We start from the raw sequence: 22,914 nt of genomic DNA, 5'->3' as shown, positions 1-22,914 counted from the left end.
TCAAAAAAGTCCTTCCTAATTATAGAAAGGACATAACACGACTATTATAAAATTCAATATTTATTCTAATCCTAATTTTGAAAAATCATAGAAATAGAAAGATGCATCATCATTCATTGCTGCAAAAAGTCCGGTTTTAAAAGTACTGTTCAACGGCGTTGTCACCACGTCACAACCATCGGTTTCTGTAGTACTTAGGTTTATTGCCTTAATGAAAGAATTATCCTTTCTACTAAACACATTGAAATAGCCCATTTGCTGGTCACTCACAATGATATAACCTTCACCATTTCCTGTGTTTGCAATGGCAATACCTTCTATATCTTCAGAAAACTTGTTGTCATTTCCAAAGAATGCTACACGCTCATTTCCTTTGCTTGGCTCAGCATAATATTTCTTTACACCGTCCATTTCATCAGAATAATACACAAAACCCATCTCGTCATCTACAGCAATAGCTTCGATCTCCTTTTTGCCAGAAAAATCACCAAATTTGCGCACTAACGATCCAGAAACTACACCTAGAGAATCTGCTTTTAACTCATATTGATACAAATAATTTTCCTTTGGACCTGCTTTTCTACCAACAATAGCATACATTTTTTGTGTTTCGGGAGACTTGTACAAACTTATTCCCATTGGCAAACGTTTCGCTCTATCGGTTTCATCTGTAAAGACCGGGATACCGCCTCCATCAAGAGGCGTCATATCCGGCACAGAAAACACACGAATTTGCTGTTTTTCTCTTTCTGTAAACGCTATGATATCTGTTTTCACAGAATCATTTAGTTGAAATCCGTAACGTAGATCTACATTATTTGGGCGTTGTACATTGAGAATACACTTTTCTTTAATGATCTTTCCATCCAAATCAAAGGCATAAATTCCTCCGTTGGTATCTTTATCTGTTCCAAATACAATACTTTTTGAAGCATCATCCGGATTTACCCAAATTGCAGGATCATCGGTATCGTTTGGAGTTTTCTCTGTAATTACATCCGGTTCTATTGCCGGTAATCTTTCTTCGGCACAAGCAATAATGCTCAATGCGCTTAAACATATGATAAACTTCTTCATTATAAATCTACGTTCTGTTTTGTTCTTAATAAATATCATATTTTAAACCAAAGGTAAGCACTCGCTCATAATATTCAGCCTGCATTGTTTGATTACTTCTACCTTGATAATAACGCAATGGTTGGTTGGTTATATTGTTCAATGTAGCGTATAAACTAAGATTTTTATTGATCGAATATGTAGCGTTAAAGTCTACAAAAAATTGTTTGTCATAGTAGCGATCTTCAAAATCGTTTCCACCAAGCTCATCTAGATAAGCATCTGAAAAGTTTGCAGATAAACGTGCATTGAATTTTTTATCGCTGTATGATAATGAAGCGTTGAACATATTTGGCGTAGAACCTGGCAAGTCCATATCGCCACGAATATCTCCGTCTTCATTACGAATTCCTTGCGCTTCTGAATGCAAGTAAGTATAATTCGTATAAATACCGAAGTTCTTTGCAAAACCTGGTAAAAAGTCTAATTGACGTTGGAAAGAAATTTCAGCTCCGTAGATTGTTGCATTATCACCATTGAAAGGTTGATACACTTCAAAACCATTAGCATCGTTATACACATTGGTATAGATGAAATCTTTCAATCTTTTATAGAAAACACCTCCTGAAAGAATACCAACAGATTGGTAATAGTGCTCTGCCATAAAATCAAAGTTCATAGACGTTGTTGGATCAAGATCTGGATTTCCTAAAACAATCTCTTCGTCATCTGAAACTGTTTCTACAAAAGGAGCCATGTCTACATAGTTTGGTCTAGCCAATGTATTGGTCCAAGCAAAACGTAAAACAGTTTTATCACTAGCGTTGTACTTGAAATGGACCCCAGGTAAAATGTTTGTATAAGAAGCATCGGCAGCATTATTGCTTACCAAACTTAAGTAATCTTCGCCATTTTCTGCAGCATCGTCTACCGCATCTGGGTCATACGAATTACCATTACTTTCTACACTTGTGTTCTCTACACGTACACCAAATAACACATCTAATTTATCAGACAATTTCTGATTTGCCATTACATATCCAGCGATTACATTTTCTGAAACATCAAAATTGCTTCCTAAATACTCGCTTGGAACATTGAACATATCAAACTGATCTGTATTGAAAAGATTTAAACCTCCTAAATATTCTGCAGTTACAAAAGAACCAGCTTGGTATTGACTTCCTGCTAAGTAATTAGCGTCTGAATAATCTTTGGTAGCAACATCGGCCATAGTTTCCATTCCGCTAGTTGGCTCGAACGCATTGAAACCATTTTGTCTTTCTTTCTTTTTGAAACGTCCTCTAGCTCCAAACTTGAATATTCCTTCTCCTTGTCCAAAGAAATTTGCAGGTAATTCAAAGTTTGCAAAGAAATTGATATCCTTCTCGTCTGTGTATTGATTTTCTTCTGTAATTTCTCCAAACTCATAATTTTCCAAAGCGGCATCCGCAGCATTTACAGGAGTATAAATTGGAAATTCTCCGTCTATTCCTCTATTTACTGTAAACTCACTTTCGTACTCAATGTAACGCTCGTTTAAACGTTCTTCTGATGCTTTGGAATAAGAAGCCAACCAGTTGAATTTTAAAGAACCGAATAAGTGATCTCCACCAACTGTATAGTTTTGCATACGTTGATCTTCTAAACGACGGCTTTTATTTCTGTCATTACTGATTCCTCCTTTGGTTTGTCTTTTTGATTCCGCAGGAAACATGGTTAAATTTCCATTTTCAATAGTAAAATCATCCGGACCAATATCTTCTCCGTCTAAAATTTCATATTCTACTCGGTAACGATTCTCACGATCGTCTCTCCAGTTATACATAGATTTGAAATATACTTTGTTGTTATCATCAAAGCTATAATCAAAATTAGCAGAGAAACTTCTTCTAATTCTTTGTACTAAATATGTTCTGTTTTCAAAAGTTGAATTATACGGATTTACATCTACAGACTCTAAATTGTCTGCATCACCATTATTGTACTCAAACTCGTTGGACCATTCTGCTTCAATATCGTCTGAACCAAAATCTTTATCATTATAAGACGCTGCAAGCATCCAACCAAATTTTCCGTTTTTGGTACGGTCACCCACAAGGAAAGATCCGTTCAAAATTCTTTTATCAGTAATAAAACTGATACCAGAACCAGCGGTTGCACTTAAACGAAAATCTTTTGGAGAAGAACGTGTGATCAAATTTACAGATCCACCCAATGCATCGGCATCCATATCTGGTGTAACCGCTTTACTCACTTGAATGGTTTGAATCATATCAGACGGAATTAAATCCATCTGAACATTTCTATTATCTCCTTCTGCAGAAGGAATACGGCTGCCGTTCAAAGTAACGGAGTTTAGTTGGGGCGCTAAACCACGTACAATAATATTACGCGCTTCACCTTGGTCTACCTGCATGGTAATACCAGGAATACGCTTTACGGCATCACCAATATTCGCATCTGGAAATTTTCCTATTTGTTCTGTAGAAACTACATTGGTAATATTGGTATTATTCTTTTGAGTATTCAAAGCTCTTGCTTGTCCGCCAAGACCATACCCTATAACTTCCACTTCTTCTAACTCAACGTTTTCAGAAGAAAGCACTATATCTAAAGCAGCTGTTTTACCAGTAGTAACTTCTACAGTTACTTCGGTGTTTTTAAAACCTAAATATTTTACTGTTACCGTATAACTTCCTGCCGGAATGTTAACGAACGTAAATTCTCCGTCTTGGTCAGATACTTCACCTCTATCTAAAGAAGTAATCATAACAGATGCTCCCGGAACATAAATTCCGTAATCGTCAGTAATTGTACCATGAATATTACCGTTTCCCGGTTGTGCAAAACCGGTAAACAAAGCAACAATCCATGTTACAAATGTAATTTTAAGTGTGGTTGTTAGTTTCATTATTGTGTTTTTGAAATTTGATCCAAAAATATGTTTGTCAGTTAATTAGAATGTAAACTCAATAGCAACAAAAGGTATACAATCACTAAAAAACACATGAACAACAAGGCAACAATTAAGATTTCTTTACATTACAATAACATGAAGGCAAAAGATGGTAACATTGCTACATATCTAACATGAAATTTACCAATTCTTGTTTGTGATCTATGGGTAATTTTTTTCGAAGACGATATCTAGCTACCCGAACACTATCTGGTGTTACTCTTAAAACAGAAGCTATTTCTTTGGAGGAAAGATTTAAACGAAGTAACATGGCCAAGCGCAATTCGGTTGACGTTAAACCTTGCTCCGATGCTTTTGAAATATTCTTGATGAAGTCTGGATGAATGTCTTCAAAGAAGTGCATAAACTCTTCCCATTCATCATCGTGTTGCAAAGAATCTTCCAACTCTTTGGCTAGCGACTTCAATTTTGCATGAATATCTACTTTGGACCTTCCTGAAATTTTGGTAAGCATTGCAGCAACATCTGTAATCAATTTGTTTTTCTGAGCTAAATTCAAGCTGTATTTTGAAAGTGATGCCGTTTTTAAATGGATTTCATTTTGAAGATTTTTTTCCTCTATTTCTTTTTGCTTCAGTTCTGCTCGCATCATTCGCTGCTCATATTCCTGTAACTGAATATTTGCTTTTCGCTTTTTGTTCAATAAAAAATAAAAAGTAGTTCCTCCTAAAATCAGTACTAAAATTGCGAACCACATGAGGTTTTGACGCGCTTTATTTATTTGATTTTGCTGCGTTAAAGACAATATTTGATCTTCCTTCACTTTTGTATCGTATACGGTTTGCAATACGTTCATCTGATCAAAATTCTGCGAATAAAATTCACGCTCCTTTACCTTATTACTCTTTTGCAAATACTCGTACGCCTTCTTGTAATCATTTTGGAAAACATAATTCTTAGCCAAATCTCTATAGGCACTTTCTAGTTGATGACCGTCTTTGTATTGCTTTGCCAACTCTTTTGCTTTTTCCGTGTAGTAGATACCGGTTTCATAATCTCCTGTCTTCCTAAAAGTATCACCTATATTATTTAAAACATTCATACTACCTTTATGATCAATCTGAACAAAATAGGCGTAGGATTTCATGAAATAGCCCCGAGCTTTCTCATACTGCTCCAAATCTTCATAAATGCTTCCAATATTTTCATTCACTATGGCAATACCTTCATGATCTGCCAATGCTTCAAACAAAGCCAAACTTTTTTCTTGATGCTCCAGCGCCAATAAATAATTCGATTGCTTCTCATAGGTGGTTCCCAGTAATTCATAAGCAATGGCCTCCAGTTTCTGAAAATGAGAAGTTGTGGCTGTTTGAATACTTTTGGAAAGATAGTTTTGGGCTTTATCATAATTCTTCAACAACAACTGAATTTCCCCCAATTGATTTTCCACAGCTACTTGTAATGAATCATTTTTCAATTCTTTGGCTAAACTTGCAGCCTCATTCAGCTGTTTTATGGCTTCAGGAAAAATTCCAGATTGCTTAAAAAAATTTCCCAGTTGTATGTATATCTCACATGTTTTTTGTATTGATTTATTTTCTTTCGCTTCTTTAAGTTGATTTTTATAAGCATAAAACAACGAATCCTTTGATGTATTGGAAACTGGTAAATCAGCTAGGTTTTGACCAAATGAAAGCGCGGTAAAAAACACTAAAATGGGCAACAATTTTGTAGAATTCATGTATAGTAAGGTTGGTTAAAGAGTTTGCAAAATTGTAAACTTTGTATTATCTAAAAGTTAGATTGTTATCATTTTTTGTTTAATAATTGTAAACATTCAACAGGCTAAAAAAACACAAAACCCTGATAAAAAGGCACTTCACAAGCTGTTAATAACCTTTTCAAATCTTTTTTCGATTTTTAGAAAATTAAAAGTTTTGAAAACTTAACTTAGTTTTCTCAATAAAAAATGAACATCACCCTATTCATTTTTTCCAGAAACCTGATTTCAAAAACATTACAAAAAAGTAGAAAAAGAACATTTTTAAAAACAGTGTGACTTATGGCCATTTTTGACAGAAGAGTGAACTACAAACCATTTGAGTACCCAGATGTATTACAATTTACCGAAGCAATTAACAAAGCGTATTGGGTACATAGCGAAGTTGATTTTACAGCAGATACGCAAGACTTCCATTCTCATTTAAATCAAGCAGAAAAAACTGCTATAAAGCACAGTTTATTGGCTATTGCTCAAATAGAAGTAGCCGTAAAATCTTTTTGGGGAAACATCTATAATCACTTTCCAAAACCAGAATTAAATGGATTAGGAACTACATTTGCTGAGTGTGAGTTTAGACATTCAGAGGCTTACTCAAGGCTGTTAGAAGTTTTGGGATATAATAATGAATTTAGAGACTTGCTAGAAGTTCCTGTCATTAAAGAGCGTGTGGAATATTTATCACAAGCGTTGCAAAATGCCAACTCGCAAGACAATAAAAAATATGTAGTTTCCTTGATATTATTCTCTATTCTTATAGAAAATGTATCTCTTTTCAGTCAGTTTGCCATTATTTTATCATTTACCCGTTTCAGAGGTTTAATGAAAAATGTAAGCAACATTATCGCCTGGACTTCTGTGGATGAGCAAATTCACGCAAATGGAGGAATCTATCTTGTTAACAAAATTAAAGAGGAATACCCAGACTTTTTTGATGATGAGACCATTGCACATATCAAAGAAACTGTAAAACACTCTTTAGATATTGAAGGAAAAATTTTAGACTGGATTTTTGAAGACGGTCACCTAGAAAATGTTAAGAAAGAAGACTTATTAAACTTCATGAAGTTTCGTATAGATGACAGCATGGAGAAAATAGGTATGGACAAAATATACGGTGTTACAGCCGAAGAATACGCTCCTTTACGCTGGTTTGAAGAAGAAGTTTTTGCGAATAGCTTAGACGATTTCTTCGCAAAAAGACCTGTTGACTACACAAAACACGATAAAAGTATAACTGCGAACGATTTATTTTAATTCCCCAAAAACCCAATTAACATGTTTACAAAAGAATTGCCATTAACAAACGAAACCGACTCAAAATTAAGAAAGAAACTTTGGTGGAAAAATGAAGAAAGCGAACAAATCTTAAACAGAGGTTACCTTTTAAAAGGAGAAACTGTTGAAGGTGCTATTGATAGAATTACTACAGCTGCTGCAAAAAGATTGTACAAGCCAGAGTTAAAAGAATCGTTCCAAGAAATGATAGAACGCGGCTGGATGAGTTTGAGCTCTCCAATTTGGGCAAATATGGGTACCGAAAGAGGATTGCCCATTTCTTGTTTCAATGTACATATTCCTGATCATATTGAAGGAATTACACACAAATTGGGTGAAGTAATCATGCAAACCAAAATTGGAGGTGGAACATCTGGTTATTTTGGCTCTCTACGTGCCAGAGGAAGCGCAGTTACTGATAACGGAAAAAGTAGTGGTGCCGTAAGTTTCATGAAGTTGTTTGACACCGCTATGGATACCATTTCTCAAGGAGGTGTTCGCCGTGGAGCTTTTGCAACTTACTTGGATATTGACCATCCGGATATTGAAGAGTTCTTGAAAATTAAAGATATAGGAAACCCAATTCAAAACCTATTCTACGGTGTTTGTGTTTCTGATTATTGGATGCAAGAAATGATAGATGGCGACATGGACAAACGTAAAGTTTGGGCAAAAGTTTTAGAAAGTCGTCAACAAAAAGGATTGCCTTATATTTTCTTTACAGACAATGTAAACCGAAATAAACCACAAGTTTATAAAGACAAAGGCATGCAAGTGAACGCTAGTAACTTGTGTTCAGAAATCATGCTTCCATCATCTATAGATGAATCTTTTATTTGCTGTTTATCTTCTATGAATCTAGAATTATATGATGAATGGAAAGATACCGAAGCTGTAAAATTGGCTATCTATTTCTTAGATGCTGTATTACAAGAATTCATCGTTAAAACAGAAGACAATCATTACTTAGCATCCGCTAACAGATTTGCAAAAAGACACCGTGCACTAGGTTTAGGTGTTCTAGGTTGGCATTCTTACCTTCAGAAGAACATGATTCCATTTGAAAGCATGGAAGCCAAAATGAAGACTACTGAAATCTTCCAACACATTCAAAACAAAGCAGATAAAGCTAGTGAAGAATTAGCCAGAATATACGGAGAACCAGAAGTTTTACAAGGTTACGGTAGAAGAAACACTACCACACTAGCCATTGCACCAACAACTTCATCTTCTGCAATTTTAGGACAAACTTCTCCTGGAATAGAACCTTTTAGCAGCAACTATTACAAAGCAGGATTATCTAAAGGTAATTTCATCAGAAAAAATAAATACCTAAAACAATTACTTGAAGAAAAAGGTATTGATAACGAAGACACTTGGAGAAATATAATGCTAGATGGCGGAAGTGTTCAAAAATTAGAAGAGCTTTCACAAACTGAAAAGGATGTATTTAAAACCTTTAAAGAAATCAGTCAGTTAGAAATTATTATTCAGGCATCTATTCGCCAGAAATTTGTAGATCAATCTCAGAGTTTGAACATCAACATTCCTGCTGCGGTTCCTATCAAAGAGGTAAATAAACTTCTAATAGAAGCATGGAAACTTGGCGTAAAAACTTTGTATTACCAACGAAGCCAAAGTGTTTCTAAAGAAATGGTAAACAATTTAGTAAACTGTAGTAGCTGTGAATCTTAGGTAAGATTCACAGTAAAATCCATAAAAAAAAGCGTTTGAAAATCTCAAACGCTTTTTTTATATCTTATAAAAAGAAGTAAAAATTATGCTTCAAAAGGAACTATAGAAACATAAGATTTGTTATCTCTTTTCTTTTCAAATTTTACAACACCGTCAACTCTAGCGTGTAATGTGTGATCTTTACCCATGTAAACATTTTCACCTGGGTTGTGAGCTGTACCACGCTGACGTACTAAAATATTACCAGCGATAGCAGCTTGTCCTCCAAAAATCTTAACACCTAAGCGTTTCGATTCTGATTCTCTACCGTTCTTCGAACTACCGACACCTTTCTTGTGAGCCATGTCTTAATAATTTTAAATGGGTTAAACTTAACTTAACGCTGCAATTAATTCAGCTTTTTTCATTGAAGAATATCCTTCAACTCCTTTTTCCTTAGCAATTTCTCTCAATTCAGCAACAGTATTTTTGCTTAAATCGTTAGAAGCTTCGGTTTCTTGTTTTGGTGCATCCGCTTTTTTCTCAGCTTTAGCTTTTTTAGCTCCAGTAGCTATAATATCTTCAATAACAATTTGAGTTAAGGCTTGTCTGTGACCGTTTTTCACTTTGTAACCTTTACGTCTTTTCTTCTTGAAAACAATAACTTTATCACCTTTAAGGTGTTTTAAGACTTTTACTTCTACAGAAGCTCCGTCTATAGCCGGGGCGCCAATTGTTACAGAACCATTATCATCTAATAAAAGTACATTTCCTACAGAAATAGAAGCACCTTCATCTTCAGATAAACGGTTTACGTATACTTTTTGGTCTTTTGCAACTTTAAATTGCTGCCCTGCTATCTCTACAATTGCATACATAGCGTATCCGTTTAATTAATATTAGTTTACTAAAAAATGAGTGCAAATATAAACCTAATTCCTTAAACTACAAATACTTTATACTTTTTGCTGATATATTTTTTTGTCCTGCTTCAAATTCTGACTTTTCTTCTCTTTTTGCATGATGGTCAACGTAAGTATCATACTGGAAGCCAAGCCTTCTACAAAAATTAAAAATAAAACTATTGCAGGTCCTTGGTTATAATCTTCAAACCAAGAATCCATCACATTTTTTACAAATTCGGTATCTAAATGATACATATAAATTGCCATGAACAGTATAAAAATGATTGTAGACAAAAAACCCGTGAATAGCGCAGCTCTAAAACCACTATAATAGGTCATGCGAATAGAATCTTTACTTTTATATTCTTTCACTGCAGCGTACAATCCTGCAAACATAATAATCCCATTAAACAATCTAAACCAAGGATTTTCATGCATTCCTATCAATCTGATTAATAAAAAGTATACAATGTAAGCTATCGCTGTTATGATACCATATTTAATACTAACATTCTTTATCTTTTCCATAATTACTATTTTTTAAAAGCGTTTCTCCTTAAAATACAAAAAAGAACTCTTTATTTCAGAACAAAACAGTCTGATATTCCAGTATTTAGAAAATAATTAAGATAATAATGTTAAATTATGAAAGGTTCTTAACAAAAGTATGTAACAATTTACGCCAACCATATACATATCAGTTTTACAATCATTGATTAATAAAAAGCATCAAAACAATGAAGAAAAACTTACTAACAGTAGCTGCTGCTATGTTACTTGGTAGCTTATCCTTTGCACAGGAAGTTGCTTATGAAGAATATGACCTTGACAATGGTCTGCACGTAATTCTACATCAAGATAATTCGGCACCCGTAGTTACTACATCAGTAATGTACCACGTGGGTTCTAAAGACGAAGAACCTGGAAGAACAGGTTTTGCGCACTTCTTTGAACACCTTTTATTTGAAGGAACCGAAAACATTGAAAGAGGTGAATGGTTTGGAATAGTTTCTTCTCACGGAGGAAGCAACAACGCCAATACAACACAAGACAGAACGTATTACTACGAAACATTTCCTTCTAACAATCTTGAATTAGGTCTTTGGATGGAAAGCGAGCGTATGATGCACCCGGTTATCAACCAAATTGGTGTAGACACGCAAAACGAAGTTGTTAAAGAAGAAAAAAGACAACGAATAGACAATGCTCCTTATGGAAAAGTAATTTATGGTACAGGAATTAATCCGTTTCTTTTCAAAAACCATCCATACAAAGAATCTGTAATTGGTAGTATGGAAGATCTAGATGCTGCTAAGCTGGAAGAATTCCGTGCTTTCAACGAGAAATTCTACAATCCAAACAACGCTGTCTTGGTAGTTGCAGGTGATATTGATTTTTCGGACACAAAGAAAATGATCAACGATTATTTTGCTCCTATTGAAAATCATGCTCCAAAACCAGAAAGAACTGTTGTAAAAGAAGAGCCTATTACAGCTACTATCATGGAAACAGAATATGATTCCAATATTCAAATTCCATTGAAAATCTTTGCATACAAAACACCTAGTATGAAAGAAAGAGATGCATATGTTTTGGATTATATCTCTACCTTATTAACTGGCGGAAAAAGTTCTCGTTTGTACAAGAAAATGGTAGACGAGCAAAAAATTGCTATGCAGGTTTTAGCATTCCCAAGATCTATGGAAGACTATGGAACTTATATTATTGGAGCACTTCCTTTAGCTGATACTTCTCTAGAAACCTTGGCTGAATCTATTGATGAAGAGATTACCAAAATTCAGACGGAATTGATTACAGAAAGAGAATATCAAAAATTAAGAAATCAGTTTGAAAACAACTTTGTAAACTCTAACTCAAGCATTCAAGGAATTGCAAATTCTTTAGCAAGATACTACATGCTTTATGGTGATACTTCTTTGGTAAACAAAGAAATTGAAATCTACCGTGATATTACGAGAGAAGACATCAAAAGAGTAGCAAACGAATACTTGAAAAAGAATCAACGTTTAGAACTAGATTACTTACCAGAACCAGCTGAATAAGAAATAAAAAAACAGACAGTCATAATGAAAAAAAGACTCACAACCATATTTGCATTATTATTTGTAGCCATGGCTGCAAACGCACAGATCGATCGTTCACAAATGCCAGAATCTGGCCCTACTCCATCGATCAACTTGGGAGAACCTGAAACTTTTCAATTAAGTAACGGACTTACCGTACTTATGGTAGAAAACCACAAATTGCCAAGAGTTTCTATTAGTTTAACCATAGACAACCCTCCTCATACAGAAGGAAACAAAGCAGGTGTTGCCAGCTTAACAGCTTCTTTAATGGGTAACGGAACCACTTCTATTTCAAAAGATGCTTATAATGAAGAAGTAGACTTTATGGGAGCTTCTATCAGCTTAAGCGCAGAAGGAGGTTATGCACAATCTTTAACTGAGTATTTTGAAAGAGTTACCGAATTAATGGCAGATGGCGCTATTAATCCAAACTTTACTCAGGATGAATTAGACAAAGAGAAAAAAATTCTTGTTGACGGATTGAAAAGTGGCGAAAAAAGTGCTGCTCAAGTAGCTTCAAGAGTTCAAGATGTTTTAGTATACGGAGCTGATCACCCATATGGTGAATATTTAACGGAAGAATCTGTAAACGCTGTTACGTTAGCAGACGTTAAAAAATACTACCAAACTTATTTTGTTCCTAAAAATGCGTACATGGTAGTAAGTGGAGATATTAAGCCTAAGAAAGCTAAAAAGATCATCAAAAAATATTTTGGTTCTTGGTTAGCTGCAGGAGCTCCAAACATCTCTGTTCCAAAAGCAAAAGAAGTACAGTATACACAAATTGATTTTGTAGACATGCCAAACGCAGTTCAATCTGAACTTTCTGTGGTAAGTCCAATTCAATTAAAAATGGCAGATGAAGATTACCCTGCTGTATTGATTGCCAACTACATTTTAGGTGGTGGCGGTTTAAGTAGTTATTTAAATCAAAACCTACGTGAAGCACACGGTTATACGTATGGTTCTTACTCTAGCGCATCGGCTGATCAATGGTCTGACGGAGAATTTTCTGCTTCAGCAAAAATCAGAAATGCAGTTACAGACAGCGCGGTTATAGAAATGCTAAAAGAAATTAAGCGTATAAGAACAGAGCCAGTTGATGACGAAGCTATTGCAAATGCAAAAGCTAAATACTTGGGAAGCTTTATTATGGCTACCGAAAATCCACAAACTACGGCACGTTACGCTATCAATATTAAAACTAAAGACCTTCCAGAGGATTACTACAAAACTTTCATTAGTAGAATCAACGCAGTAACCAAAGAAGATGTACAACGTGTTGCTCAGAAATATTTCCCGCTTAACAATTCAAGAATTGTAGTTGTAGGTAAAGGAAGCGAAGTATTGCACAATTTGGAAAAAATAGAGTTAAATGGTAAAACCATTCCTGTATTCTATTTTGATAAATACGGAAAAAAAATTGACCGTCCTGTATTCTCTAAACCAATCCTTGAAGGAACTACTGCCAAAACCGTAATTGAAGATTATATCAAAGCTATTGGTGGTGAAAAAGCGGTAACAAACGTAAAATCTATCAGCATGCTTGGTGAAGCAGAAGTACAAGGAATGAAATTAGGTCTTGAGTTGAAAAAAACTTCAAAAGACCAGTTCTTACAAAACATTACATTAAACGGAAACTCTATAAGTAAACAAGTTTTTAATGGAGAAAGTGGTTATGTAATGATGCAAGGACAAAAAAGAGACTTGGAAGGTGATATGATTACCAAAGTAAAATCTGAAGCAACTCCATTCCCTGAGGTTAATTTACTTGCAAATGACGACATCAAACTAAAATCTATTGAAGCTATTGACGGAAGAGATATGTATGTAATTGCATTATCTGAAACTGAAACTGTTTACTTTGATGTTGAAACTGGCTTAAAAGTAAAAGAAGCTACTACTCAAGAAATGAACGGACAGGTTTTTACAAGCACTACTACCTATGGCGATTATAGAGAAGTTAGCGGTGTTAAAATACCTTATAGCATTAAACAATCACAAGGACCTCAAGAGTTTGAATTTGTAATGACAGAGGTAACCATTAACAAAGGAGTATCTGATGCGGATTTTAATTAATAGCGCACACTCATTATATATTTAAATTAAATTTACTTTTGAAAAAGGGATGCTGTTTGTAGCATCCCTTTTTTATTATTTAATAATTTTAAAATACATTTACGGACAATAAAACTCTTAATTCCCCAATCATGAAGTTTTGTCATTTTCTCAGCTTATTACTTATTATTTCATTTACGTCCATTTCCTGTACAACGAAATCCGCAGGCAATAACGCAAAACTAGAGCAAGTTTTTCAGCAAACTTCATTTAATATAGAAGAAGTATATCCTACAGAAAATTATATTGAAAAGATCAAAAACTCTATCACCTCTTTACCCGGTATTGACAATATTAGTATTCAGGAGCCTGAAAATTTGGTTATTGTAACCTATGATGCTTCAGTATTAACACTAGAAAATATTGCAACCGCAGTGACTACTCTTGAAAAAGGACATTCTTTAAAGGTGTACAACATGCAAATTATTGCAAACTAAAAAAGGGCAAACATACGTTCACCCTTTTTCCTTATTTATATATTCTATAACTTATCGCTTAAACTACTCCTTGCGCTAGCATAGCATCGGCTACTTTTACAAATCCTGCAATGTTAGCTCCTTTCACATAATTGATAAATCCGTCTTCTTCTTTACCATATTCCAAGCAAGAATTATGAATATTCTCCATAATTTCTTTCAATCTACCATCTACCTCTTCTCGTGTCCAACTAATACGCAATGAGTTTTGCGACATTTCTAATCCTGAAGTAGCTACACCACCTGCATTAGAAGCTTTCCCAGGAGCAAATAGTATTTTCTTATCATGGAATTTCTGCACAGCTTCTGGCATAGAAGGCATATTAGCTCCTTCTGCTACACATATACATCCGTTTTCTAGTAAAACATCTGCATCGTAACCACTCAACTCATTTTGTGTTGCACATGGCAAGGCTATATCACAAGCTACTTTCCAAGGCGTTTCTCCTTCAAAGAATTTAGCATTTGGATATTTTGCTGCATATTCTGAAATTCTTCCTCTTCTGTTGTTTTTCAAGTCCATTACAAAAGCAAGTTTTTCTGCATCTACACCTTCTTCATCAAAAATATATCCTGATGAATCCGAAAGCGTAAGCACCTTACCGCCTAATTGCAATACCTTTTCTGCCGCGTATTGAGCTACATTCCCAGAACCAGAAATAACAACCTTTTTCCCTTTCATCTTTTCTCCTTTGGTCTTCAACATACTTTCTGCAAAGTAAACCGTACCGTAACCTGTAGCTTCCGGACGAATTAAAGAACCTCCCCAAGACAATCCTTTACCGGTTAAAACTCCAGTAAATTCATTTCTAATCTTCTTATACATACCAAATAAGAAACCAATTTCTCTAGCACCAACACCTATATCACCAGCAGGAATATCTGTAAAAGGACCAATATGACGAGAAAGCTCTGCCATAAAATTGTGGCAAAAACGCATGATCTCTGCATCTGATTTCCCTTTTGGATCAAAATCTGATCCACCTTTACCACCTCCCATAGGAAGCGTGGTTAAACTGTTTTTAAATACTTGCTCAAAGGCTAAGAACTTTAAAATACTTTGGTTTACTGTTGGATGAAACCTTAACCCACCTTTATAAGGACCAATGGCTGAATTCATTTGAATACGATACCCTCTATTCACTTGAATTTCTCCTTGATCATCTACCCAAGATACTCTGAAAGAAATGACTCTTTCCGGCTCTGCCATTCGTAGAAGAATGTTTTTACCATTATAAATATCTTGTTCTGCTATATAATCTAAAACTGTCTCAGCGACTTCTTGAACGGCCTGTAAGAATTCTGGCTCGTTAGCGTTTCTGGCTTTCACCATTTCCATGAACGCTTCAACTTTTTCACTCATTTGCTTAAATTTAAATATTCGTAAAAATACTAGACAAATATATTGTTATTTTTAAAATCACACCCAAATTAAGCTTAAAAATTACCAATATTAAACACAATTAACTTAGCGTTAACAAGATGTCTTTATAGGTATTTAACGTTAGAAGTTTATAATTGCCGTTTATCCTTTTTTGTTTTTTTATAGTTTACCTTTTCATATATTTGTTTATAACATTATTACACCCAATAGCATGAATTTGAAAAAATTAACTTTACTTTTCGTTTTTATAGCCGTTACATATTCGGGTTATTCGCAGTTTTCTAATCAGTTGGGAATCATGGCTGGTCCAGTTGCTTTTCAATCAGATTATGGTGAGACTAAAAACTTTGACAACATTAAAGGTAACGTTGGGTATAATGTAGGGATCATACACTATATGAACTTTGCTTTTGATGCAAGTTGTAACTGTTTTAACAGATATAGCTGGTTCAATGATCACTTTATGCTTAGAAATGAATTATCTTATACCAATGTAAAACTAGATCACTTTGGCCAATGGGTTGCTCCAGACAGAACTAGCTATACAGCAGAACAATTACGCTCTATGCATGGTAATGTAAAAAATATCAACTTAGGAACGCAATTAGAATTTCATCCTATCTCTTTAAGAGAATTTATTAGTGGATCCTACCTTTTTGTTCCTTATGGAGCTCTAGGCTTGCAAGTAAATTTTGCATCCCCTGAAAATATATCTGATCTTGGCGATATTACGGACCCAAATGTTTTACCAGATAAATTTTTTGGAACTACGACCAATGACGCGCAAACTGTATTTTCATTTACTGCTAATATTGGTCTCCGACTAAAAATAAACAGACGATCGGATGTTATAATAGATGCAAGGTATCAATATTATTTCTCTGATGTTGTGGAAGGAATGGAGCCAGACCCTGAAGTATATACCGAAAATAAATACAATGACACCGCTGTGTATTTAAGTTTAGGGTACATTATGTATTTATAAGACAAAAAATATATTTACTACTTAAAAACAAAATAGCACACCCATTGGTGTGCTATTTTTATATACTGAAAACAGAAGAATCACATCTCGTATCCTGGTTCTTTATAAAGTAACTTTGAATTGCTTTTGATCTCTTTATGGTAAACTTTGGTTTTCCATTTGTCCAATGAGAAATCTTCAATTGCTACCGAATATGATTTGTCTCCGTACCCAATCACCTCTTGTGCAGCCGCCACTACAGCTTTTGCCAGTGCTTGCTTTTGGGCTTCGGTTTTTCCTTCTAATAATTTAATATGAAAATGTGGCATAATTACTTTTGATATTGCTCTTCTGAAACTTTTTCTAGCCACGTCACTACTTCTCCATTTACTTCTTCTTGAATAGCAATATGGCTCATGGCTTTGTGTGCCGAAGCACCATGCCAATGTTTTTCGTTAGGTTCAAAATACACAATGTCTCCCGGTTTTATCTCTTCGATAGGTCCGTCCTCTTTTTGAATCCATCCCAAACCAGATTGTACAATCAAAGTTTGCCCGGCAGGGTGTGTATGCCAAGCCGTTCTTGCTCCTGCAGCAAAAGTCACCAATGCTGCTGCACCTTTAGCTACATTTTTTACATTTTGATAGAGTGGATCTACAATTACATCGCCTGTAAACCAATCTTCCGGACCTTTCATGGAAGGATTTTCTCCGTTTCTTATAATTTTCATAGTATGAATTTTTTCAATTTTATTTACTGAAAACAGGAAACATACTTGCTTCTCCGTAATCTTTAATTTCTTCCAGATTATTTAGTTTTTCCATGTCTTTGACAGAGATTTCAAAATCTACATCTGCATTGCTTTTCATGTGTTCTGGAGTTTGCGTTTTTGGCAATGGAAGCAGACCTAGTTGCAAATCATATCTGATAGCCAATTGAGCCACAGACACTCCGTATTTTTCTGCAATAGCTTTTACTTCTTCATTTTTGAATAGCTCACCGTGACCAATTGGAGAAAATGCTTCAATTAAAATATCCTTTGAGCTCGCATATTCAATCATTTCGGTTGGAACATTACTTATATGAGCCAACACTTGATTCACAACAGGCTTTACTTTACCATTTTCAAGAATATTATCTAAATCCTCTTTCTGAAAGTTAGATACGCCTATTGCTTTTAGCTTTCCAGCTCCATAGGCTTCCTCCAACGCTTTCCACGCAGCTAGATTTCCTTCGAAAAACCTATCTTCACTTTTGAATTCTTGCCATGGCTTAGGACTATGGATAATCATCAAATCTATATACTCTACATCAAGGGCTTTCAAAGAACCTTCAATAGCTTCTTTTGCCTCATCGTATGTTTTAGCTTCTGCAGCCAGTTTGGTTGTAATGAAAAGTTTTTCTCTAGCTACATCACTCTCTTTGATCGCCTTACCAACACCTTCTTCATTTTGATAAGCCTGAGCAGTATCAATATGTGTATATCCTATTTCTATTGCTTTTTTTACAGCATCAACAACGTCATCATTATCAATCATCCAAGTTCCATATCCTAGTTTTGGAATTTCTAATCCGTTGTTTAGTTTATATGTTTCTTCTAATATCATAATTTTATTTTTTTCAATTTTTTAAAAAGTTGCAGCGTCTATTACATAACGGTAGCGTGCTTCTTTGTTCACTACTTTATCCCAAGCTGTGTTAATTTCTTCAGCATTAATAATTTCAATAGAAGGTCTAATACCGTTATCTGCGCAATAGTTTACCACTTCCTGAGTTTCTGGAATTCCGCCAATTAAAGAGGCATTAAAATTCACTCTAGCAAAAGCCAACATTAAGTTATTGATAGTGATTTCTGATTTCTCTGGCATACCAACAAACGTAAAAGTACCGCCAGGTTTTAAACACATTACATACGGCGTAACATTAAATTGATACGGAATAGTAGAAATCATATAATCTAAAGTTTTACCATACGCTTGCATGTTTTTAAACTCTTCGTCTACAACAATTACTTCTTTCACTCCCCAAGATTTAATATCGGCTACTTTGTCTTCAGAAGTTGTAAAAGCATATACCTCTGCACCTTTGGCTACGGCAATTTTTACGGCTAAATGCCCTAAACCACCAATACCTGCAACACCTACTTTATCGCCAACTCTAAATTGCGCACGCATTAATGGCGAATATGTTGTGATACCTGCACATAAAAGCGGTGCGGCTTCTTCAAACGTGATGTTATTTGGTATATGTACTGCAAAATGATCTCTCACTACCAACTTATCTGAATAACCACCTTGGGTAATACCTGTTGGTTCAGCATCGGTTGGGTAACCGTAGGTAAATTTGGTAGCTCCGTTATCGCAAAAATGTTCTTCACCAGCTTTACAACTACTACATTCCATACAACTATCTACCATACAGCCTACTCCTGCTCTATCGCCAACTTTAAATTTGGTTACGTTTTTACCAACTGCAGCTACTACACCTACAATTTCGTGTCCTGGTACTTGCGGATAAACTTGTTCTCCCCAATGCCCTTTTTCTTGGTGAATATCTGAATGACAGATGCTGGCGTATTTAATGTCTATTAAAATATCATCATCTCCTACAGGTCTTCTTTCAAATTCCCACGGACTCAATTTTCCTGATGCGTCTTTGGCTGCGTAGCCTTTTGTTTTAATGTTCTTTGTCATATCAATTTCATTTTTTTGGTTTGAATTTGTCGCTCCCCATAACAATTCTGAAGGAGTAGTTAAAAATGCCGCTCCCGCTATGGCAGAACGTTGTATAAATGTTCTTCTGGTGTTTGATTTCTTAGCATTTGCCATGATTATGGTAGGTTTTTATATTGAGCATCGGTTACGGGTTCCATCCAGTTTACAATTCCTTTTTCGGTATTGGGAACCACATACAATTGTTGCATTCCTTTATTTGGGCTTGCACCATGCCAGTGACGTGTATTGGGTGGACATTTGACTACGTCACCTTTGTGAAGTACTTGAATTGGTTGCCCCTCTATCTGATGATAGCCTTCACCATCTGTAATGAGTAAAATTTGTCCAGCGGAATGTGTATGCCAATTGCTACGCGCACCCGGTTCAAAATATACATTACCAACAGCAGTGGTATACGTAGTATCTGAAGCTACTAAACCTATATTATAGGCGTTGCCTGTGAAGTTTTTTTCAGGACCTTTTTCGCCCTTCGGAAAGATAAAATCGAGTTGTGCTGTTTTTGTTGTTTCGTTTTGGGTATCACAACCACACGAAATGAACAATGCCGAGCTAAACATAGCACCGACTAAGAGAAGTTTCATTGCAATTTTCATCATAGTTCTTTTTTCTAATTCAATTTTTGAATTACAAATTTCAAACTATTACGAACTAATAAATAATGATTTTCAAACCTAAAATTAATATTTTCAAACCTTTCTGTAAAAATTACAGAAAGCGTTTCAATGCATAACGTATATATACCGTACTACAAGAAAGCACAGCAAAGACTCCAATGATCCATGCCATGGTTGCAGGATTTCCATCATCAGAACCAAACCAAGCTAATAGAATGGACGATAAAATTCCGCTACCATATTGTAGTGAACCTAGCAACGCAGAAGCTGCACCAGCCATATGAGGAACTTTGTCTAAAGCTGCTGCAGTAGTACAAGCCGCAACAATACCATTCATAGCCATAAAACAAAAAACACCCACCATAATTCCATAGATACCAAACCACCCATTCGTTGCCATAACAACTAGTGAAATACCTCCAACAGCTGCAACTAAAGTAGCTACCCGAAGTAACGTACCTAGTGCAAATCTTCTTACCAAGAATCTGTTGACGAAACTCAAAGAGGCTATCCCAACAATATTGATAGCAAATAGCCAACCATAATCTTGAGGATCAACTTTAAAATAAGTGATATACACAGCCGGAGAGCCCGTTACAAATGCATACACGCCCACGTAAAAGAACGTTACGCAAAATGTGTACATCATAAACGATCTGTTCTTTAGTAAAACGCCGTACTTTTTAAAAGCTTCCATTACAGAATCTGAATTGCGCCTTTCTGCATATAGTGTTTCCGGAAGCCACAAAATAGCAATCATCATCACCAATCCAATACCGGTTAATAACCAAAAAATACTATGCCATGAACTAAACTTAAGCAATTGCCCTCCCATTAATGGACCTACAATTGGTGCTAATGCCATTAAGATCATTAAGGTTGAAAGCATTTCGGCAGCTTTTGTTTTTTCGTAGGTATCGCGAACCATAGCGCGTGATAACATGGGACCAACACAAGCTCCAAACGCTTGAACTACTCTAGCCACCATAATTTGCGTAATGGTTTCTGAAAGTGCACAAGCCACTGATCCTATCACAAATAAAAGCAACCCGATCATGAGTGGTTTTTTTCTACCGATTCGGTCACTAATAGGTCCCCAAATCAACTGAGCTAAGGAAAAACCTATTAAAAAACCAGTTACGGTAAGCTCAATATCCCCGCCTAAATCTTCATGCATTTTTGGCATTGCAGGAAGGTAAATATCCGTTGACAAAGACGTAAAAGCCATTAAAGCTCCTAGTACACTTATAAAAAACAAACCATTGGCTTGCTTTTGTTTTATACGGTTTCTTCCAAGTTGCGGCATATGATTTTAGATATGAGGTTTGAGTATTGGCACTAAACTATCAAAGATAGCTTGTTTGGAATTTGCGTAGATAAAGAATTTCAAACAAATAATTATACTTTTCAAATCAACTTTGCTTGCGAATTTCTTTTGGCGTTGTACCCGTTTGCTTTTTGAAAAAATTATTGAAGTAAGTAGCATATTCAAATCCCAGAGCATACCCGATTTCGCTAATATTCCAATTGGTATGTTGTAACAATGCTTTTGCTTCTGCAGTGACACGCTCTGCAATATGTGTAGATGTTGATTTTCCCGTAACTTCTTTTATAGCTCTATTCAGGTAATTAACATGGACTGATAGATTATCGGCGTATTGCTGAGCTGTTTTTAATTCCAAAGGAAAATCCGGAGTTTCTACAGGAAATTGTCTTTCTAATAATTCAAAAAAAACAGCAGTTAATCTACTTGCTGCATTTCCTTGCTGCTCCACATGTTCTTTGGGTTCCAATTTCATGGCTTCATGCAAAATAAGCTGAATATAATTGCGAATTAAATCATCTTTAAACTCATAATCAGTATTTTGCTCTTCTATAATCTTTCCAAATAATTCATTTAAAAACAATCGCTGATTTTCGGAAATAGCCAAAATAGGAGTTCCTCCTAGTTTAAATAAAGGAGATTGCAACAGGCTTTCGGCTCTATCTGATAATTTTAAAAACTCTTCAGAAAACAAACATGTATAGCCTTGATAAGTAGTAGAAATGGTTTCCCAGGAATAAGGTATGTGTGGATTTCCAAAAAACAACACTGTGCCTTCCTGCTCAAACGTACGATCGGAATAATGAATTTTACTTTTTCCGGTAGTTAAACAAATTTTGTAAAAATCTTTTCTACTGTAAATAAAAGTTCCTTTATCATCTTCTTCTATCTGAAATGCTTTGAAACCTTTCAGCTTTAATTCATTATTAAAAGAAGAAACCGCTCTTGTAGTTTTTGTTTCCATCTTTCAAAATTAAGAAATTCAAACTATTTAAAAATTTATACAGTTTGAAAATTCAGGTTGTATCTTTACCTATAATATTTCACACTATGAAAACACGCTTTCTTGTATGCCTTGCATTCATTTTTAGTCTTGTAAGCACCGCACAATCTGACATCAAATCCTTTCAGAATAAACTTTATGAACTTTCATATCCTGCTAATTTTGAGGTAAACAACAATTACCAATCAGAACATATTTCTGTCATCGTTTCTGATACATTACATACAGAATCTGATGTGTTTACAGAAAATTTAACCGTAATTTTTCAGCAAGGTGTTTCCCAGACTCTAGACGATGCAAAGGGTGAATTTTTGTCGGCTGCAGACGCTATAAGCAATGGAAATATTATTTCTGAACAACTAATAACTGTTCACGGAAAAGAAGCCTACCGTATTCAATTTACGGCAGAACAACAAGAATATGAACTGATGCTGATTCAGCAATACATCATTACAAAAGATTACTTATTCATGCTTACATTTACCGGTATGGCTTCGGATTTCGAAAATTATAAAGAAGCTGCAGAAACCATGCTCAATAGTTTTATGATTAAGTAAAAGTGATCGTTTAAAAGAAAATAAGCCACTTTCAAA

General features: G+C 35.1%; 21 protein-coding genes. 7 read left to right on the top strand and 14 right to left on the bottom strand.

Going from position 1 to position 22,914, the window contains the following annotated elements; translation table 11 throughout:
* Positions 1-60: 60 nt before the first annotated feature.
* The 3 genes from BM383_RS01720 to BM383_RS01710 all read right to left on the bottom strand — a co-directional run bounded on the left by BM383_RS01720 (position 61) and on the right by BM383_RS01710 (position 5,720).
* Entirely contained in the window at positions 61-1,077 is a 1,017-nt protein-coding gene (locus BM383_RS01720; protein WP_093023404.1) for a phytase, read from the bottom strand.
* Between the two features lie 25 nt (positions 1,078-1,102).
* Complete coding sequence (locus BM383_RS01715; protein ID WP_093022126.1) at positions 1,103-3,970, bottom strand: TonB-dependent receptor; 2,868 nt, start codon at positions 3,968-3,970, stop codon at positions 1,103-1,105.
* Between the two features lie 166 nt (positions 3,971-4,136).
* Positions 4,137-5,720 carry a tetratricopeptide repeat protein gene (locus BM383_RS01710; protein ID WP_093022123.1) on the bottom strand — a complete coding sequence of 528 codons (1,584 nt, stop codon included), beginning with the start codon at positions 5,718-5,720 and terminating at the stop codon, positions 4,137-4,139.
* Between the two features lie 321 nt (positions 5,721-6,041).
* On the opposite strand from BM383_RS01710, the gene BM383_RS01705 reads away from it, so the two are divergent.
* On the top strand, positions 6,042-7,016 hold the full coding sequence (locus BM383_RS01705; RefSeq protein WP_093022120.1) for a ribonucleotide-diphosphate reductase subunit beta: 975 nt from the start codon (positions 6,042-6,044) through the stop codon (positions 7,014-7,016).
* 21 nt (positions 7,017-7,037) lie between these two features.
* Complete coding sequence (locus tag BM383_RS01700) at positions 7,038-8,732, top strand: ribonucleoside-diphosphate reductase subunit alpha (protein WP_177229051.1); 1,695 nt, start codon at positions 7,038-7,040, stop codon at positions 8,730-8,732.
* 83 nt (positions 8,733-8,815) lie between these two features.
* Here the strand turns inward: BM383_RS01700 and rpmA are convergent, their stop codons facing one another.
* The 3 genes from rpmA to BM383_RS01685 form a co-directional block, all read right to left on the bottom strand.
* The gene (rpmA, locus tag BM383_RS01695; protein WP_093022113.1) at positions 8,816-9,076 is read right to left on the bottom strand and encodes a 50S ribosomal protein L27; all 261 of its coding nucleotides are present in this window, start codon (positions 9,074-9,076) and stop codon (positions 8,816-8,818) included.
* A gap of 27 nt (positions 9,077-9,103) precedes the next feature.
* The gene (gene rplU, locus BM383_RS01690; protein ID WP_093022110.1) at positions 9,104-9,589 is read right to left on the bottom strand and encodes a 50S ribosomal protein L21; all 486 of its coding nucleotides are present in this window, start codon (positions 9,587-9,589) and stop codon (positions 9,104-9,106) included.
* 78 nt (positions 9,590-9,667) lie between these two features.
* Positions 9,668-10,144: a DUF4199 domain-containing protein gene (locus tag BM383_RS01685; protein ID WP_245766506.1), complete on the bottom strand. Its 477-nt coding sequence runs from the start codon at positions 10,142-10,144 to the stop codon at positions 9,668-9,670.
* Positions 10,145-10,353: 209 nt separating this feature from the next.
* On the opposite strand from BM383_RS01685, the gene BM383_RS01680 reads away from it, so the two are divergent.
* The 3 genes from BM383_RS01680 (at position 10,354) to BM383_RS01670 (ending at position 14,258) form a co-directional block, all read left to right on the top strand.
* Complete coding sequence (locus tag BM383_RS01680; RefSeq protein WP_093022107.1) at positions 10,354-11,679, top strand: M16 family metallopeptidase; 1,326 nt, start codon at positions 10,354-10,356, stop codon at positions 11,677-11,679.
* A gap of 24 nt (positions 11,680-11,703) precedes the next feature.
* The gene (locus tag BM383_RS01675; protein ID WP_093022104.1) at positions 11,704-13,782 is read left to right on the top strand and encodes a M16 family metallopeptidase; all 2,079 of its coding nucleotides are present in this window, start codon (positions 11,704-11,706) and stop codon (positions 13,780-13,782) included.
* A 131-nt stretch (positions 13,783-13,913) separates the two neighbouring features.
* Positions 13,914-14,258: a heavy-metal-associated domain-containing protein gene (locus BM383_RS01670; protein ID WP_093022101.1), complete on the top strand. Its 345-nt coding sequence runs from the start codon at positions 13,914-13,916 to the stop codon at positions 14,256-14,258.
* Positions 14,259-14,316: 58 nt separating this feature from the next.
* Here the strand turns inward: BM383_RS01670 and gdhA are convergent, their stop codons facing one another.
* Complete coding sequence (gene gdhA, locus BM383_RS01665; protein WP_093022098.1) at positions 14,317-15,660, bottom strand: NADP-specific glutamate dehydrogenase; 1,344 nt, start codon at positions 15,658-15,660, stop codon at positions 14,317-14,319.
* 232 nt (positions 15,661-15,892) lie between these two features.
* On the opposite strand from gdhA, the gene BM383_RS01660 reads away from it, so the two are divergent.
* On the top strand, positions 15,893-16,666 hold the full coding sequence (locus tag BM383_RS01660) for a THC0290_0291 family protein (protein ID WP_245766505.1): 774 nt from the start codon (positions 15,893-15,895) through the stop codon (positions 16,664-16,666).
* A gap of 80 nt (positions 16,667-16,746) precedes the next feature.
* Here the strand turns inward: BM383_RS01660 and BM383_RS01655 are convergent, their stop codons facing one another.
* The 7 genes from BM383_RS01655 to BM383_RS01625 form a co-directional block, all read right to left on the bottom strand.
* Positions 16,747-16,974, bottom strand: coding sequence for a tautomerase family protein (locus BM383_RS01655; RefSeq protein ID WP_093022095.1), 228 nt, complete (start codon positions 16,972-16,974; stop codon positions 16,747-16,749).
* 2 nt (positions 16,975-16,976) lie between these two features.
* Positions 16,977-17,375, bottom strand: coding sequence for a (R)-mandelonitrile lyase (locus tag BM383_RS01650; RefSeq protein ID WP_093022092.1), 399 nt, complete (start codon positions 17,373-17,375; stop codon positions 16,977-16,979).
* Positions 17,376-17,394: 19 nt separating this feature from the next.
* The gene (locus BM383_RS01645; RefSeq protein ID WP_093022089.1) at positions 17,395-18,252 is read right to left on the bottom strand and encodes an aldo/keto reductase; all 858 of its coding nucleotides are present in this window, start codon (positions 18,250-18,252) and stop codon (positions 17,395-17,397) included.
* A gap of 21 nt (positions 18,253-18,273) precedes the next feature.
* Positions 18,274-19,473: an NAD(P)-dependent alcohol dehydrogenase gene (locus BM383_RS01640; RefSeq protein ID WP_093022086.1), complete on the bottom strand. Its 1,200-nt coding sequence runs from the start codon at positions 19,471-19,473 to the stop codon at positions 18,274-18,276.
* Positions 19,474-19,475: 2 nt separating this feature from the next.
* Positions 19,476-19,976 carry a cupin domain-containing protein gene (locus tag BM383_RS01635; RefSeq protein ID WP_218157902.1) on the bottom strand — a complete coding sequence of 167 codons (501 nt, stop codon included), beginning with the start codon at positions 19,974-19,976 and terminating at the stop codon, positions 19,476-19,478.
* A gap of 109 nt (positions 19,977-20,085) precedes the next feature.
* A complete protein-coding gene (locus BM383_RS01630; protein WP_093022083.1) occupies positions 20,086-21,300 on the bottom strand; it encodes a multidrug effflux MFS transporter in 1,215 nt (404 codons plus the stop codon).
* A gap of 106 nt (positions 21,301-21,406) precedes the next feature.
* Positions 21,407-22,282, bottom strand: coding sequence for a helix-turn-helix domain-containing protein (locus BM383_RS01625; RefSeq protein WP_093022080.1), 876 nt, complete (start codon positions 22,280-22,282; stop codon positions 21,407-21,409).
* A gap of 86 nt (positions 22,283-22,368) precedes the next feature.
* On the opposite strand from BM383_RS01625, the gene BM383_RS01620 reads away from it, so the two are divergent.
* The gene (locus BM383_RS01620; protein ID WP_093022078.1) at positions 22,369-22,878 is read left to right on the top strand and encodes a PsbP-related protein; all 510 of its coding nucleotides are present in this window, start codon (positions 22,369-22,371) and stop codon (positions 22,876-22,878) included.
* Positions 22,879-22,914 lie beyond the last annotated feature (36 nt).

It is taken from the genome of Pustulibacterium marinum, from assembly GCF_900116665.1.
GTDB classification, from domain to species: Bacteria; Bacteroidota; Bacteroidia; order Flavobacteriales; family Flavobacteriaceae; genus Pustulibacterium; species Pustulibacterium marinum.
Note: the sequence above shows the minus strand (reverse complement) of the source record. Positions and strands in the feature narration are given on the sequence as shown.